The 15,746-nt window shown below is 56.7% G+C and carries 13 protein-coding genes and 1 tRNA gene; 4 read left to right on the forward strand and 10 right to left on the reverse strand.

From position 1 onward, the window contains the following. Positions 1 to 2 precede the first annotated feature (2 nt). Genes PY311_RS02615 through PY311_RS02630 form a run of 4 tightly spaced genes read right to left on the reverse strand, consistent with a single transcriptional unit; the run spans position 3 to position 2,312 of the window. Positions 3 to 173: a hypothetical protein gene (locus PY311_RS02615; RefSeq protein WP_286147129.1), complete on the reverse strand. Its 171-nt coding sequence runs from the start codon at positions 171 to 173 to the stop codon at positions 3 to 5. Beyond that, entirely contained in the window at positions 167 to 1,423 is a 1,257-nt protein-coding gene (locus tag PY311_RS02620; RefSeq protein WP_286147130.1) for a replicative DNA helicase, read from the reverse strand. The genes PY311_RS02615 and PY311_RS02620 overlap by 7 nt, the downstream gene beginning before the upstream one ends. A gap of 3 nt (positions 1,424 to 1,426) precedes the next feature. Beyond that, positions 1,427 to 2,125: a replisome organizer gene (locus PY311_RS02625; protein WP_286147131.1), complete on the reverse strand. Its 699-nt coding sequence runs from the start codon at positions 2,123 to 2,125 to the stop codon at positions 1,427 to 1,429. Position 2,126: 1 nt separating this feature from the next. Continuing rightward, positions 2,127 to 2,312 carry a helix-turn-helix transcriptional regulator gene (locus PY311_RS02630; RefSeq protein WP_286147132.1) on the reverse strand — a complete coding sequence of 62 codons (186 nt, stop codon included), beginning with the start codon at positions 2,310 to 2,312 and terminating at the stop codon, positions 2,127 to 2,129. A gap of 330 nt (positions 2,313 to 2,642) precedes the next feature. Between PY311_RS02630 and PY311_RS02635 the strand changes: the two genes are divergently transcribed. Together PY311_RS02635 and PY311_RS02640 are read left to right on the forward strand one after the other, a co-directional pair. Next, on the forward strand, positions 2,643 to 3,314 hold the full coding sequence (locus PY311_RS02635; protein WP_286147133.1) for a helix-turn-helix domain-containing protein: 672 nt from the start codon (positions 2,643 to 2,645) through the stop codon (positions 3,312 to 3,314). A 102-nt stretch (positions 3,315 to 3,416) separates the two neighbouring features. Continuing rightward, positions 3,417 to 4,667, forward strand: coding sequence for a tyrosine-type recombinase/integrase (locus PY311_RS02640; protein WP_286147134.1), 1,251 nt, complete (start codon positions 3,417 to 3,419; stop codon positions 4,665 to 4,667). Positions 4,668 to 4,766: 99 nt separating this feature from the next. Here PY311_RS02640 and PY311_RS02645 read toward each other — a convergent pair. After that, a tRNA-Cys gene (locus tag PY311_RS02645) sits at positions 4,767 to 4,841 on the reverse strand. A 164-nt stretch (positions 4,842 to 5,005) separates the two neighbouring features. Next, positions 5,006 to 5,605, reverse strand: a complete 600-nt coding sequence (locus PY311_RS02650) for a single-stranded DNA-binding protein (protein ID WP_286147135.1) — start codon at positions 5,603 to 5,605, stop codon at positions 5,006 to 5,008. 126 nt (positions 5,606 to 5,731) lie between these two features. Here PY311_RS02650 and PY311_RS02655 point away from each other — a divergent pair, with 126 nt between their 5' ends. Further along, a complete protein-coding gene (locus tag PY311_RS02655) occupies positions 5,732 to 6,877 on the forward strand; it encodes a DUF2974 domain-containing protein (protein WP_286147136.1) in 1,146 nt (381 codons plus the stop codon). Between the two features lie 279 nt (positions 6,878 to 7,156). On the opposite strand, the gene PY311_RS02660 is transcribed toward PY311_RS02655, so the two are convergent. Both PY311_RS02660 and PY311_RS02665 read right to left on the reverse strand, forming a co-directional pair. Continuing rightward, positions 7,157 to 9,367, reverse strand: coding sequence for an efflux RND transporter permease subunit (locus PY311_RS02660; protein ID WP_286147137.1), 2,211 nt, complete (start codon positions 9,365 to 9,367; stop codon positions 7,157 to 7,159). Between the two features lie 3 nt (positions 9,368 to 9,370). Then, positions 9,371 to 12,379: a hypothetical protein gene (locus tag PY311_RS02665; RefSeq protein WP_286147138.1), complete on the reverse strand. Its 3,009-nt coding sequence runs from the start codon at positions 12,377 to 12,379 to the stop codon at positions 9,371 to 9,373. Positions 12,380 to 12,696: 317 nt separating this feature from the next. On the opposite strand from PY311_RS02665, the gene PY311_RS02670 reads away from it, so the two are divergent. Continuing rightward, entirely contained in the window at positions 12,697 to 13,269 is a 573-nt protein-coding gene (locus PY311_RS02670) for a TetR/AcrR family transcriptional regulator (protein WP_286147139.1), read from the forward strand. A 44-nt stretch (positions 13,270 to 13,313) separates the two neighbouring features. Here the strand turns inward: PY311_RS02670 and PY311_RS02675 are convergent, their stop codons facing one another. Together PY311_RS02675 and PY311_RS02680 are read right to left on the reverse strand one after the other, a co-directional pair. Then, entirely contained in the window at positions 13,314 to 14,654 is a 1,341-nt protein-coding gene (locus tag PY311_RS02675; protein WP_286147140.1) for an MATE family efflux transporter, read from the reverse strand. Between the two features lie 147 nt (positions 14,655 to 14,801). Continuing rightward, complete coding sequence (locus PY311_RS02680; protein ID WP_286147141.1) at positions 14,802 to 15,722, reverse strand: DMT family transporter; 921 nt, start codon at positions 15,720 to 15,722, stop codon at positions 14,802 to 14,804. Between the last annotated feature and the right edge of the window lie 24 nt (positions 15,723 to 15,746).

A 15,746-nucleotide genomic window follows, 5' to 3' on the forward strand; every position in this document is an offset into this window, starting at 1 on the left:
GCTCACAGCCGGAAATAATCGTTGAGCTTCTGTTCAAATTTGTCACGGTCTGACACATCCAGCAGGGGCGCAAAGCGATGCTGTAGACCGTCCCTCTGGCGGTAGCGATCACGCTTGCGGCGCTTTGGCTTTGTGCCTCGCAGAATGGTGCAGGCTTGTTCGAGAGTTAGCATACGATCCTCCCGGTCGCCTTGTAGAAGGTTGCATCGACATGACCGCATGGCCCGCGTCGATTCTTGTCAAGCCACAGCTCCAGCAGAGACGGTGTTCCCGCTCCGCTGCTCTCGCAGGGCGGATCGTGCAGCAGGCACACAGTATCTGCATCCTGTTCGATGGCTCCGCTCTCCCTGAGATTGGCCATGGTAGCCCGGAACTCACCGGAGCGGTCAGAGGCAGCGGCCCGGTTCAGTTGACAAAGGCACAGCACGGGGATATTCAGCCGCATAGCCAGCAACTTGAGCGCACGGCTGTTCCGGGTGGTAGATTCATAGAGCGATAGGCGTTTTTCCGGTGGTTCCAGCAGCCCCAAGTGATCGACCACCAGCAGACCCGGCTTTTCCCGGAAACACAGGGCTTCAATCTGCCGGACGTTCATCCCGGAATGGCGGTTAAATACGATGGGCAGCTTGGAAAGCTGAGACATCCCGCTTGCAAACCGCTTGTATTCTTCTTCCTCCAACGTTCCGCCGAACATGAACCGAGCCGCAGAACCGCCGCCCAGATTGCCCACCAGACGGGCGGAGCAGTCCTCAGAGGTCATCTCAAGCGAGGCATAGACAACCCTCGTCCCAGTTTTGGCGGCGTTCAGTGCGATTTGCAAGGCAAGGGCGGATTTGCCGACAGCGGGCCTTGCGCCGATGATATGTAACCCACCGTTGATGTAACCGCCGCCCAGCAGTTTGTCCAATCCGGCAAGGCCAGAGGGAACGCAGGGGGCTTTCCCCTCAGCCTGACGCTCGACCCGGTCACAGAGGGCATTCAGAGCGTCGGCAACGGTCGTTGCTTCTCCGGCCCCGCCGTCCTCTGCAAGTTCCTGGATGACCGTCCGTGCATGGCTTAATGCCTCGGCGGGGGTACGGCCAGAGGAAACCAGCTCGTTTCCCAGCACTGCCAGCTTCCGGCTCAAAAAAGCTTCCTTGACGGCGGACACATAGACGGTAAGGTTGGCGGTGGTGGGTGTAATTTCCATTGATTCCAGCAGAAGCTTGTCCGTCACCTCCGGGCAATGCTGCCCCGCTTCTGCCCGAACGGTGAGCGCGTCAAAGCTGCCGTTTTCTGCGAACTGCCGCCGCATGGCCCGGAATACCTCACGGAGCGGGACAAGTGTAAAATCATCTTCGGACAGCCCGGAAGCCTCCGGGAATAGCGTGGCATCGATCAGCAGGGAGCCGATCACGCCGTACTCATTCAAAACATTTTCCATGTGCTACCTCCGCCATGTTTCGGTTACCGGGTCAAACTGTGGAGCGGGCTGCTCAGAATTTGACTGTTTCGCATCATGTCTCCACCTATCCCAGTTCTCCGCATTTCGGCAAGCCGCTTGCCAACTTCGCATGGGGGTCTTGCCAACCATCCAACCCTTCGCCTCGTAAAAGTCGATAAAGCCTTGCGGGTCCACCGCTGAATGGCGTTCAGCCACATAGGCTTGAACCTCTGCTAACGTGGGCGGGGTGAAGCGCTTCGCGCGTGGCGGCGTAGCCGCCCCATTACTCTTCCTTCCTCTTCCCTTTTCTCTCCTGTCCTGTGTATCCGCTTTGGAAACATTTTGTATACACGGTGTATCCGAGTAACTATATCGACCGTTTTTTTCACAAGACAAATGCTGTTTTTCTTCAATGTAAATTGATGGCGCATAGCGGTCACTTTGGATGTAATTATTTACCTTCCAATCCCGGATTACGCATACGCCAGCTTCGAACGGGATAATAAAGCCTTTCGCAATCAGTAATTTTAAGTCATCCCCAGAAGCATTAACCATTGCTGTAATCCTTTTAGGAGATGACACAAATCCGTCATCATCAGCCCTCATACCAAGATGAAAGTACAAACTCTGTGAACTGGCTGGGAGGTCGAGAAATACATCCGTGTCAACCACATCCAGCGAGAACATTCTCCGCTTCGCCATTTTATTCCTCCTGCGCCTGCTGCCGCGCCCATGCCCGCAGATCATCCACCAGCACCCGCGTACAGCCGCCGAGATGAACAACGGGAAAGCCCGGCACCTTGGCAAGTCGGTAGAGAGTGGGCCTTGATACCCCTAAAAGCTGCGCGGCTTGCGTCATATTAACCGCCACGGGTTCAGCCGGTGTCATCGCTCTGCCTCCTTTGAAAGCTCCTTGATAATTTGTAAGATGCGGTCTTTTTCCTCTGGGGAGAGTTCACGTCGGAGCTTCCGGGAAAAGCTGCAGTCTGCAATTCCCAGAGCTTCAGCGATTTGCCAGAGTTTTACACCTGCTCCCGCTGCCTTGCGGCGAATTTCGAAATTAGTCATGAAAAACCTCCAGAATAAAATTTGTTGTTGACTCTTCAACTGTTATCTGCTATCCTGATTATAGCAAACAACAAGAGCGTGCACAACTGGTCCGAGAAAAGTTGATGCAGGTGTGTACAAACGAAGATTTTTAAAGCAAGGATGTGAATAAATGAAGCGAGAACGAAAACTAAAATTTGCGGAGCGGTTCAATGAATTGCGTGGAGCGGAATCGCAAAAAGATTTTGCTGAAAGAATTGGTGTTTCTCGTCCCACTGTTGGCTTCTACGAAAATGGAGATCGTTTGCCGCAAGCTGATGTACTGGCCCAAATTGCGGACCGTTGTGGTGTTACATCAGACTGGCTATTAGGGCTATCTGATTACACTTACGATGCATCCCGGCAAATTACACTCGCTGAACTCGGCTTTTCAGAAAAAGCAGCAAATCAAATTGCTTCTATTGCGGGGGCGGCGGAAACAGCGGCAGATTTGGGCAATCAAGCAAACGAAAAGGTTAGTAGCGTTGAAAATCCGTGTGAATATACTTTGCAAGAAGAAGCGCGGGCATTTCTTGCACTTAATGTACTACTCCAAAGCCCTGAATTTGTCCGTGTACTTGGTAATGCATGGTCCTATATGCGGTTTACTGGACGATTTGATCGTAATTGGAAAATTACTCTCAATGTAGACGGGGCAAAGGAGCCGTTCTCTGCTCCGTGTGATGTGCTGCTCGATGCCTTGTGGAATAGAGTAGCGGAGCCATTGAGAAATATTCTTAGCGCGGTAGCGCATGAAGTACAGCAAGGAACGAGAAATATTGATATCCCGAAACAGAAAGAATAAAAACCGCCCCCGGTGCTGGAACACCGGAAGCGGTCATGGGGGCAGTAAACTTGCAACGGCCTACTGCCCTCCAATCATAACACGAAATATGGAGGAATTGCAGTGCCAAGAAAATCAAATACCAGAGCGGCGCAAGGGTCCGGAAGCATCCGGCAGCGGGCAGACGGCACATGGGAGGCCCGCTTTATCGTGGGGCATGATCCCGGCACAGGAAAGCCGGTCAGAAAATCCGTTTACGGCAAGACCCAAAAGGAAGTCCGGCAAAAGCTGGCACAGGCTGTGGCGGCGGTGGACAATAAAGCATACCGGGAACCGTGTAAAATGACCCTGGGTGAGTGGCTGGACATTTGGGCGGATACATACCTTGAGGGTGTAAAGCCCCGCACAGTGAAGATTTACAAGGATGATATACGGCTCCATATCAAGCCTTATCTTGCGGCGGTGAAGCTGGGAGAACTGGATACCCACACGGTACAAAAGTACTTCAATACGCTCATGACCAGCGGGAAGAAAGTGCCTGTAAGAGATAAGGCCGGAAAGATCGTCAAGAAGGGCGGAAAAACGGTTTATGAAACGGCTCCGCTGTCCGCAAAGACGGTGAAGAACGTGCATGGTGTCTTGCATGGCGCTCTGCGGCAGGCAGTAATCAACCGATATATCCCACTAAACCCTGCGGATGGAGATTTCTGCAAGCTGCCAAAAGTCCAGAAAGAGGAAATAAAGCCTCTTGATGAAAAACAGATCGCAGACTTCATGAAAGCTATCCGGGGGAACCCGTTCGAGGACGCTTTCCTTGTGACCCTGTTCACCGGCCTGCGGCAAGGGGAACTATTGGGGCTGACATGGGATTGTGTGGACTTTGATAACGGTATTCTGACGATCAACAAGCAGATGCAGCTTCATCAGGACAAGGACATGAAAGCATACCAGCTTGTTCCCACAAAGAACAGCAAGGCCCGGACGATCACGGCGGCACCCTTTGTCATAGAGTGTCTGAGGCATCGGAAGATAGAGCAGGCAAAGGAACGGCTCCTTGCTGGCCCGCTATGGCAGCAAAGCGGCCTTGTGTTTACGGATGCGACCGGGAACCATATCACGAAGCCGACCCTCTATCGGGCATTTAAGAAAGCCGCTGCGTCCATCGGCAGACCGGACGCCCGCTTTCACGATCTGCGGCACAGCTACGCCGTGGCGGCGCTCCGCTCCGGGGACGATATTAAGACCGTGCAGGGGAATTTAGGCCATGCCACAGCCGCTTTCACACTGGACGTTTACGGCCATGTGACAGACCAAATGAAACAGGACAGCGCAAGCCGCATGGAGCAGTTCATCAAGACCGTTTCCGGCTCCTAAAATGGGGTAAAATTTCTGTAAGGGGTAAAAGATGGGGTAAACGCCTTAAAACAAGCATGATAAAAACCCTGTAACCATTGCGGTTACAGGGTTTCGTTCTGGAGGTGACACCCGGATTTGAACCGGGGAATCAGGGTTTTGCAGACCCTTGCCTTACCACTTGGCTATGTCACCAAAACTATATTTATATTTTGCTGAATGCTCATATAGGATACCGTATAATGAGCATTTTGTCAAGCATTATTTTTTGACGAAGCAGAGGGACGAAGCAGAGGGAAGAAGGGCGAAATGCCCCGCGCCGCTGCCGGAATTTCGGACAGCGGCGCAGATTATTTAGGTCAGAGCTCCGGGGTATCCAGCAGATTCATGACCGAGACCTCATAGGCGGTCCGTTCCTCTGTCCCTGTATCCGTGACCTTTCGGTAAATGCGGCTCTGGATTCGCCCCTTCAGCGAAAGCAGCGCGCCGACATCAAGAGTACTGATCTGCAGGGCGGTCTGGCCCCACGCGATGACCGGCAAATAATCCGCACGCCCATAATTCCGGGGAACGGCCAGCAGCAGATCGCAAATGCTACGGCCCAGCGGCGTCCGGCGGTAGACAGGCGGCTTGCAGAGCGTGCCGGAGAGGATGATTTGATTCACGGCCTCGCCGGTCGGCGGGAGCAGCGCCTTTCCATAGACTGTCAAAATCAGACGCCGCCCAGTGACGGTGCGGTTATTGAAGGAGCGGAGCTGTCCATCGATTCGCAGCGGCTCTCCTGAATGAACACCAGCAAGCTGCTCCTGCCGTAGCAGCATAGGCAGCAGATCGGCTGTGCCGGAAAGGCGGGGGACCTCTATGAATTGCCGGTAAAAGACCTGCCCGTGATTTTCGTGAGAGCGCTCCGGCGTCCCGGTGGGAACACCCTCTAAAAGTACCTCGTTGTATGCTTGCATCGCTGTCTCGTCCACCTCTCGTCTGTGATGCTTCATCCTATGCGGCGGCGCGGAGCGATAGAACCACTTGTAACCTGTGCCGGCGGCGGATATAATAGCACCATAGAACTGTGCGGAGGTGTGCAGATGGCAAATTTACTGGATTATCTGGATTGGCGGGGGGACCTGACTCTGCGTCAGAGCCCGTTCAACGAGGTGGATAACCTGATTTTAGCGGAGCTTTCCTTTATAGACTTCAGCGGCATCGTTCCAGCACCGGGAGAGGGGCCGCGTGTGCCGCTTTGGCAGGCAGCGCAGCGCTGGCAGGCCGGAAACCGGGGCGAATTGGTCAATATGGGTGTTCTGGTGCCCAACCGCATCCCGGAAATGCTGCGGCGCATGGCGGAAACGCCGCGGTTCCGGGATATGGAACTGTGTGGCTACCGGGAGCATCTGGACACGGAGCGGGCGGAGCAATTCGCGGCGTTGACCATCCTCTGCGGAGACGGAACGGCCTATTTTTCCTTCCGGGGAACAGACGATACGCTGGCGGGCTGGAAGGAGGATTTTTACCTGAGCTGCATGGCAGAGGTCCCGGCGCAGAAAAAGGCGGTGGCGTACACAAAGGAAATAGCGCGGCTGTGTCCCCGGCTGAAGCTGCGGCTGGGCGGACACTCCAAGGGCGGCAATTTGGCAGTGTGGGCCGGGGTATTTGCCCCGGCGGCGGTACAGCGGCGCATCTGTGCGGTATGGTCCAACGATGGGCCGGGCTTCCGGGACGATATATTGTCCCTGCCGCAGCACAGGCGGTTGGAGGACCGCATCCACACCATCGTACCCAAGTCCTCGGTGGTGGGAATGCTGCTGGAGCATGAGGAGGACTACACCGTGGTGGACAGCAGCCAGCAGGGCCTGATGCAGCATGACGGTTTTTCGTGGGAAGTGCGGGGCAATCATTTTGTGCATCTGCACGGCGTTACGCGGCAGGCCCAGCTGACGGACCGGGAGCTGCGGGCGTGGGTCAGGGAGCTGCCGGTAGCCCGGCGGGAGCAGTTTGTGGACAGCGTGTTCCAAATCTTAGAGGCATCCGGCGCAAAAACACTGACAGACCTGCGGGCGGAGGGCTTTAAAACGGCGGGGACCATGGTGAAGGCGTTGAAAAATCTGGACAAGGAGACCCGGGAGGCGCTGCTGAGGTTCACCGGCATCCTGTTTATGAGCAATCTCCGCATGACGCTGGAGGGCTTGCAGGAGGATGCTGAAACGCTGTTAGGCGGCAAAAAGGAAAAATAGAAGCCCATTTGAAATTGTAACGGCGAATAGATAGAAAGCAGGACGCACCGCTTTCGCAGTGCGTCCTGCTGAGGCTGTCGATAAAGTGATAAATTTTCCGCAACGGTAAGGAAGGGTGTGCGCGGGAAACCCAAGAAGGGTGTCCTGCGCCATTAAAATCCTAAGTTTTCAGAACTTTTATAAAGTTCTGAAAACTTGCTCAGCGGGGAGAAAAGACTTTTTCGACACGCTGAGCAGGACGCACCGCGAAAGCGGTGCGTCCTGCTGTGTCTGGCATTGTTATACGTTGGCGGTGTCCCGCTCTTTCTCCTTGGCAGGGGCGGCCTCCGGCGCGGATTGCTCCGGCAGAGTCGCCTCGTCCGTAGAAGCGGGCTGAGCAATCGCCTTTTTGGACGCCTTGGCAATGCGGGGCTTTTGGGGCGGCGCGGGCGTCCGCCAGTGGAGCGTGGTTTTGTTGAACACCGGCTCGCAGACATACAGCACGGCGGGCATGACCAGAAGGCAGATGCACGCGGAGATCAGCGCGCCCCGGGCCAGCATGATGCAGATGGCGCCGATGAGGTCGATAGAGGACACAAAGGACACGCCCAGCGTGGCGCAGAACAGCACCAGCGCGCTGGTAATGATAGAGGCGTCAGAGGAATCCGCCGCGATGCGGATGGCCTCTATGCGGCTCTTGCCGCTTTGCAGCTCCTCCTGAAAGCGGGAGGACATCAAAATAGCGTAGTCCACGGTAGCGCCCAGCTGCACGCAGCTGATGATGGTGGGAGCAATGAAGGGCGTGGAGGCCCCGGAAAAGTAGCAGAAGCCCTGATTGAGAAAAATGGCCAGCTCAATCGTGGCCACCAGCACCGCCGGAATGGAAATGGACTTGAACGCCCATGCCACGATGAGGAAAATGCAGGCGATGGAAAGGTAGTTCGCCACCACAAAGTCCACGGCGGTGGTGTCGATGAGGTCGCGGTACATGGCGCCCTCGCCGGTGATCATGGCGTGCTCATCGTATTCTTTCAAAATGGCGTTCATTTCGTCCAGTTGGCCGGAAACGGCGTCGGTAGCGGGCTCGTAGCTGGAGTTGACCATCATGAGCTGATAGCCGCCCTGCTTGAGCATATCCTTCACGGCGTCCGGGATGAAGAAATCCGGGATGCCGGTCCCCAGTATTTTGTGGTAGGAGACCACAGAGGTGATACCCTTGAGCTGCTCCATCCGGGTCTCAATATCTGACATTTCCGCAGGCGTCAGATCGTCCCGCAGAACGATGAAGTGAGAGGTGGCCATGTCGAAATCGTCCTTGAGCTTTTCGTTGGAGACAATAGAGGGCAGGTCCCGGGGCAGGGACTCGTCCAGCTTGTAGTAGATTCCGGCGTGGGACTGAGCGTAGTAGGCAGGGATGAACAAGAGGATGAACAGCACCATAATGGCCCTGTGGTGCCGGAGGACAAAGGTGTTCATCCGGTCAAAGCTGGGAAGAAGGCTTCTGTGCTTGTGCTTGGTGATCTGCTTATCGAAAATCAGCACAAGGCTCGGCAGTACCAGAATCACGGTGGCTACGCCCAGCACCACGCCCTTGGCCATGACGATGCCAATGTCCCGCCCCAGTGTCAGCCGCATGACGCACAGGGCCAGGAAGCCTGCGATGGTGGTTACGCTGGAGGAGGACAGGGAGCGGAACGCGGCAACAATGGCGGCGGCCATGGCGTCCCGGTTATCCGTATAGTTGGCCCGCTCCTCCTCGTAGCGGTGGTAGAGGAAAATGGAGTAGTCCATGGTGACGCCTAATTGCAGCACGGCGGCAATGGCCTTGGTGATGTAGGAAATCTCGCCTAAGAATATGTTGCTGCCGAAATTGTAAATGACCGCAAAGCCGATGCTGGCAAGGAAGATAAAGGGCAGCACCGTGGATTCCAGTGTCAGCAGCATGGCGCAGAGGGCCAGCAGCACCGCAAGGCCTACGAACATGGGAAGCTCGCTATCCATCAGGTCGCGGGTATCCTTGATGACCACGGAGAAGCCCGCCAAAAAGCATTTTTCGTTGCAGATCTTTCGCACCTGCTCAATGCACTCCATGGTTTCGTCCGATGCGCCGGGATGGCTGTACTGAATAATCATCATGGTAGCGTCCCCGGCGAAGAACATATCCCGGAAATTGGCGGGAATCATATCCGTGGGGATTTGGATACCCATGAGATTGCTGATCCAGATGGCGTTGGAAACACCGTCAATGGCCTTGATGTCATTGATGAGGCTGTTGGTGTATCCGGCGGGCATATTTTCCACAATGAGCATACTGGTAGCCGCCATTTTGAATGGCTCCTCCAGCAGCTTCTCACCCTGTGAGGACTCGAGATCCTCCGGAAGATAGGAGAGAATATCATAGTTGATGCGGGTAGAGATATAGCCGATAGCGGCGGGAATGAGCATGATCACAGCCGCCAGCGCCACCAGCCGCGGCTTTCGGGTCAGCCATTTGGCAAGTCGTTCGATCATGACTCAGTCCTTTCCGCCGAACAGGCCGGTGACAGCGGCCCAGAGGTCCTTGAACATCTGGGCGATACGGCCCCAGAATGTGGTCTTCTCTGCCGCTGCAGCTGCCGCTTCCTCCTCATCCTCCTCCGGCTCTGTGATCTCCTGTGTGCGGATGAGGACCTGAATGCTCTGGGGGGCGGGGTTGCGGCTGTCCGTCAGGGAAACGGCCTCGGCGGTGGCGTCCATCAACAGGAGATTGTTGACATCGCCGGTGTATTCGTCCCACGTGTCCTCAATGATCTCGCAGATGCTCGTCTTGGCGTCCTTGATCTCACCGGCAGTGCTCATGGTGCGGGCCGCGCCCCGGAGCACGGAGGCCAGCGCCTCAAGGGACTGCTTCGTACCGGCATCCAGCGGTGTGCCCGCTGCCTTCAGCAGCGCCTCGGTGTCTGTGACCAGCTTCTGCGTGTCCCGGATGGCCTTGTTGGCGCTGACGCTGAGGCTGCTGACGGTTTTCAGCGTTTCCTGCAGGGTCGGCTCGTACTCATCCAGAAGGTCCTGCAATTCCTCGGCATCCTTGAGAATGCTCCGCAGTTCGCCGCTGGCACCGGAGAGCGCTGACGTCAGGTCTTCGGCCTTATTCAGCAGAGAGGTCAGTTCACTCAACCGGGCGCAGAGCGCGGCCAAATCGTCAATGACCCGGCCGGTGGGCTTGGCGATATTGTCCATGGTGGTATATAGGCCGCTTTGCAGGTCCTTGATTTGCTTGGTGGCGCTGTCCAATCCTCCTGCAATCAGGTCGATGGCTGCTCCGCCTACGCTTTCGGATTCGCCGGGAGTGGCTGCAGTGGAACCGCCGGTTTCGCCCTTGCCTCCGTCTGCGCCGGTTTCACCGCCCTCTGTGGTTGTGGCATTATTATCGCCGGTGGTAACGCTGCCAGCACCGGTATTGCCGGTTTCACCCTCATTGCCGTTCGTGCCGTTTTCACCGCCCTCTGCGGGGGCGGACGGGGTGCTGCCATCGCCGGTGGTGTCATTGCTATCGCCGGAAGCGTTGTTCTGGCTGTTATTGTCACTGCTGCCGGTACTGCCGGAGCCGGAATCGGAACTGCCGGAGGAAGAACTGCCGGAGGAAGAACTGCCGGAGGAAGAACTGCCGGAGGAAGAACTGCCGGAACCGGTTATATTGCCGCTGTTGTTACCGGCGTTGGTGTTCGAGCCAGCGTCGGAACCGCCGCCGGATGGGCTTTCGCTGCCGGAATTGGAGCCGCTGTCCGAAACAGAACCGCTGTCGGAGCCACTGCCCTCCTCGGGATCATTTTGCAGCAGCTCACCGGTGATGGTGGTAGTACCAGCGTCTGTCTTCAACTTGCCGCTGGCATACAGCAGCCAGAGGTCGGCGGTCTGCTTGGCGTCGGCGGGACTCTGCCCCAGTACCTTCTGACAGAATGTTTGGAAGCTCATGGCCTCCTTGGACTGATAGGCTTGTTCCAGTGCGGGTAAATATTGAATCGCCGCCTTTATGCCGATGATGTTAGCTTCAATTTCAGCTTTTTCATCTTCTGTGGCCGCCGCAGCATAAGCAAGCTCAAGCTTTGTCAGTTGTCCCTTCAATGCGGTGGTCGCCGCGTCTACGGAACCGGCTGCCATAGCGCCCGCTGCCACCTTGGCCAGACTCGCTGCCTGTGTTTCTTCCAGACCTTGCTTTTTCAGGACAAGGGTATAATAGGTCTGCCGGTCGGAAGCATAGGCGCTGTGGGCCGCCTTCAGTTGCTCAATGGTCTTGCTGCCAACGCCCTGTACATTGTCGATGGCTTCGGTGGTGTCCTTCTTCACAGTGCTGCCGGTGACGCCCAGCGCGTTCCGCAGAGACACCAGACTGCCGCTGAGCTTGCTGCAGGCGCTGAGAACATCGCGCAGATCGCCGGTGCTTTCCAGCCGGTCCAGCGCGTCCTCAAGGTCCTCCAGCTCGTCCCGGAGGTCGCTGGAGGTATTGCTCATGCTGTTCAGGACGGATTTGGAATCGGAAATGGTGCGGCTCAGCGTTTCAATTTGCCCCTCCACCGGGTCCAAAAGCTCGGACAGGTTGGAAAGGTCCTCCCGCAGAGCGTCGGTCCCATCATAGAGAACGCCCTTGCCGCCCGAGAAGATGCCCCGGGCCTCGTTTAGTTTATCCAAGCCGCTGGCGGAGGCGTTGAGGCTGCCGGTCATGGAATACAGCGCGTCCAGCAGAGAATCAAGGCTTCCGGAGAGCTTATTGTAGTTGTCCTCAAGGTCATCCTTGCGCTCGGAGAGCTTGGCAATCTCCTCCAGCTGGCTCAGCGTGGCGGGGACCAGCATGAACGTCAGTCCGCCGAAGGAGAAATCCTCGCTGCCGACCCGGATGGTGTAGTGGCACTCCTCGCCGGGCAGGCCGATGAACAGCACAGCTCGCAGATTGCCGATGAGCTGCACCTGTGCACCGGGGGCCTCAAGGGAGAGAATATCGTCCTGATTGAAAATGGCCATGGCCTCCAGCGTGTAGTTGTTCCGGGCGTACTCGATAGCGTCCGGGTTGGGAATGGCGTCCAGATTGATTTCCACAACGCCGGTTTTTCCGGCCAGTTCCTCGGCGCGGGTGGGAACGCCGTTGAGCTTGTAGCTGACAGCCAGCGTCCACGGCAGCGCCTCAAAGGGACGGGTGGTCTTACCCTCAAAATAGAAATGAGAGGGCGCCGTGCCGGCGTCAAAGCGGAAGGTGGTCATGCCGCCAGCGGAGGAGGGAACGGTCCCGTCCGTCAGGTTCAGCACCTCGTCATACTGGCCGTAGTCCGTTAGGGTGGAATAGCCGTTGGTGAGATAGCTTTTCACCACACTGCCCTCCGTCAGATTGCCATAGTAATCCGTCATGGCATAATAGGCCTCATCATAGACGGGGGACACGCCGTTATCCACTGCGGACACGGGGACAGAACTCAACGCCAGCAGGGCGGAGAGGACGCAGCTTCCGAAGCGGAGAAGCTGCCGTTTCGCGGTTCTTACTGGATGACGCATGGCATTTTCTTCCTTTTACACACAATTTTTGCGGGAGCTTGCCGGGGGCTTCTCTTATAATATCAGTTTACCAGCTTCTTCCGGGGAAGAATATGGACATACCTTGGCCTGTGCCTGATTCTATGGAGAGCGCCGCTGAGAAAATTTGGGCGGTTTCGAGAAATTGCCTGAATTTTCAGTAAAGGCGCCGTTAAAAATTTTCCTTGAAGTGGAAGCTGCTTTCAGTGTATAATCAACACATCATACCATCAGTTGATAAGGGCATATTTGCCCTTGTCAACTGATGGTATATAAAAGAGAAAAATTGGAGGAAAAACATGGCGCAGGAAACAAAAAATGCCATCCGGCGGGCGTTTATCCGGCTGCTCAACGAGCGCCCCATTGATAAGATCTCCATTAAGGATATTGCGGAGACCGGCGCGGTGAACCGCAATACCTTTTACTATTATTACGCGGATATTTATGCACTGGTAGAGGATATTTTTGAGATGGAGGCTGCGGATTTTCTGACGAAAATGCGACGGTACGAGAGCTGGCAGGAGGCGTTTCTGGACGCCACGGACTTTGCCATGCAAAATAAGCGGGCGGTGTTTCACCTTTATAATTCCGCCAATCAGGGCACACTGCGGCGCTATTACCACAAGGTCATTTTAGGAGCCATGATGACCTATGTGCAGGGACAGGCCGAGGGTCTGACAGTACAGGAGGAGGACATCCGGGTGCTGGCGGAATTTTACTCCGCCGCGCTGGAGGGCCTGACTGCTCTGTGGCTTCAGGACGGGATGAAATATGACGCGGAGGCGTACATCGACCACCTGGGGCGGCTACTGGACGGAAATATCCGGTTGGCGCTGGAGCGCGAAAGCAGCCGCAGCGAGAACGCCGGATAAAAATAAAAGAAAATCCCCATTGGGTCAGACCCAATGGGGATTTTTTATGCGTCCTTCCACTGCTTTCGGCAGCGGACATACCAGAAGCCGCACAGCAGAATTTGAATGAGAGTGGAGCAGGGGGAGGACAGCCCCAAGGCAAAGATGGAGCCGGGCAGCAGACGGCTGATGAGAAACGCCAGCGGCAGGCGAATCCCCACGGCACCCAGTAGACCCTGCACCATGACAAAGAGCGTCTGGCCGCAGCCGTTGAAATAACCCACAAAGCAAAAGAGGAAGCTGGTGAACAGGCAGTCGATGGCGTAGGCCTTCAGATATTCCCATGCGGCGGCAATGACCGCCGCGTCATCAACGAACAGGCCCACCAGAATATCGCCGTGAAAAAATGTGAACCAGCCCATGATGAAACCTGCCGCAAGGGAGGTCGCCACGCCGCACCAGAGCGCCCGGGCGGCGCGGCGCGCCTGCCCCGCGCCGATGTTCTGGGCCACGAAGGCGGACATGGACTGCATATAGGCCGAGGGGACCAGCATCACAAAGGCGCACAGCTTTTCCGCCACGCCCACACCGGCGGAGGGAACGGTGCCCATGGAGTTTGCGATGCCGATGATGGCAAGAAACGAAAGGCTTACCAGCAGGTCCTGCAGGGCCACCGGACTGCCCAAGCGCAAAATCTGCCGGATGAGGGCGGCGTCCGGGCGGATGTCGCCCCGTTCCAGCGTAAAGGGCAGCTTGCGGCGGCGAATCAAAATCAGGGAAAGGGCCACGCTGATGGCCTGCGCCGCCACGGTGGCATAGGCCGCTCCGGCTACGCCCATGTGAAAGCCGCCCACCAGCAGCAGGTCACCGGCAATGTTGCAGATACAGGCGATCAGCACCGTAATGAGGGGCATAACAGAATCACCGATGCCCCGGAAAATACTGCCGAGAATGTTGTAGGCCACGATGAATACCGCACCGGCAGAGCAGATGCGGGTGTAGGCCACTGTGCCGGAAAAGGCGTCCACCGGGGCGTGCATGATGGCGGCGGTCTGGGGCGCGGCCAGCAGCATCACCACCGTGACCACTGCGGCAACGATGGCAAACAGGCAGATGCCGCAGCCTACGGCGCGCCCGGCCTCCCGGAGATTGCACTCACCGATGCGCTGTCCCAGCAGCACGGTCACGCCCATGGCAAGCCCTGTGATGACAATGGTGATGGACTGCATGATCTGGCCGCCGGTGGACACGGCGGAGATGTCCGCCGCCGTGCCGAAGCGCCCCACAACCTGTAAATCAACGGCACCGTACATGGCCTGAAGCAGCAAGGCCAGCAGCACCGGCAGCGCAAAGCGCAGCAGAAGGGGTAAAATCGGTCCCTTGGTAAAATCGTGTTGTTGCTCCATAAATCAAACCTCCCGAACGAAGAATGTTTTTCCAACAAAAAAGCCGGATAAGATTCCGGGCGCACCCGGCATCTTATCCAGCCTTGCAATTACGATCACAGACCCTCCGATGACTGCCGGTAACTCTATCACATTCCGGCGGGAAAGTCAAGAGGCAGTATTTTTGTCCGGACGGGTCAGCAGGAAAATGGTGCTGATGATGGCGGCAAAGCCGATGAGGTCCGTCCCGGAAAAGGAGGTCCCCAGCCACAAAACGGAAAACACCGTAGCGGACAGCGGCTCCGAGGAGGCCAGCATGGAGGATTTGGAGGGGCCGATATCCACGATGGACTGCATGATGAGGGAAAAGGAGACCACGGAGCCCAGCACCACAATGGCGGCCACCGCCAGCCAGCCCCGCAGGGGCAGTTGAACATCATAGCGCCAGCTCCGGCAGAGAAGGTTTAGCGTCACGGCGGCAAACGCCATGCCGAGGGCGGTGACGGTCTCCCGGTCATAGCGCTCCAAGAGCTTTGACGGCAGCATACTGTACAGTACAACGGCCCACGCTGTGGCAAGGCCCCAGAGAAGTCCGGCAGGGGAGATGACAAGCTGACCGGGCTTGCCGCCGGTGGCCAGCAGAAACGTTCCGAACAGCGCCAGAAGCAGCGCGGCGGTCTCGATTTTCGTGGGAAAGCGCCGGACACGGGCGCAGGTGATAAGCAGAATAAAAACCAGGCTCAGAGTTTGCAGAACCGTTGTGGTGGCGGCGTTGGAATAGGAAATACCCATGATATAGGCGGACTGGCAGGCCATGAGGCCGAAAATACCGTAGGCCGCCAGACACGCTACGTGCCGGTGGTCCTTCCAGATGTCCCGGCAGGCAGCGGGGTGGCGCAGCAGGGCCAGAACCGTCAGAATAATGGCGGTGAAAAACAGCCGCGTACAGGAAAGCCACAGCGGCGGCACATGAAAATTGGAGAAAAGATATTGAGCGCAGGTGCCGGAAAAGCCCCAGAAGATACCGCCGATCACGGCGCAGAGAGAGCCCCGCAGCGCGGGAGAGATGGTCTGCTTCGTAGAAATCACCCTTATCAAGTCGAAAAGTCACGG

Origin of the sequence: Neopoerus faecalis, from assembly GCF_029218125.1 — a bacterium.
In the GTDB taxonomy this organism is placed as follows: Bacteria; Bacillota; Clostridia; order Oscillospirales; family Oscillospiraceae; genus Oscillibacter; species Oscillibacter faecalis_A.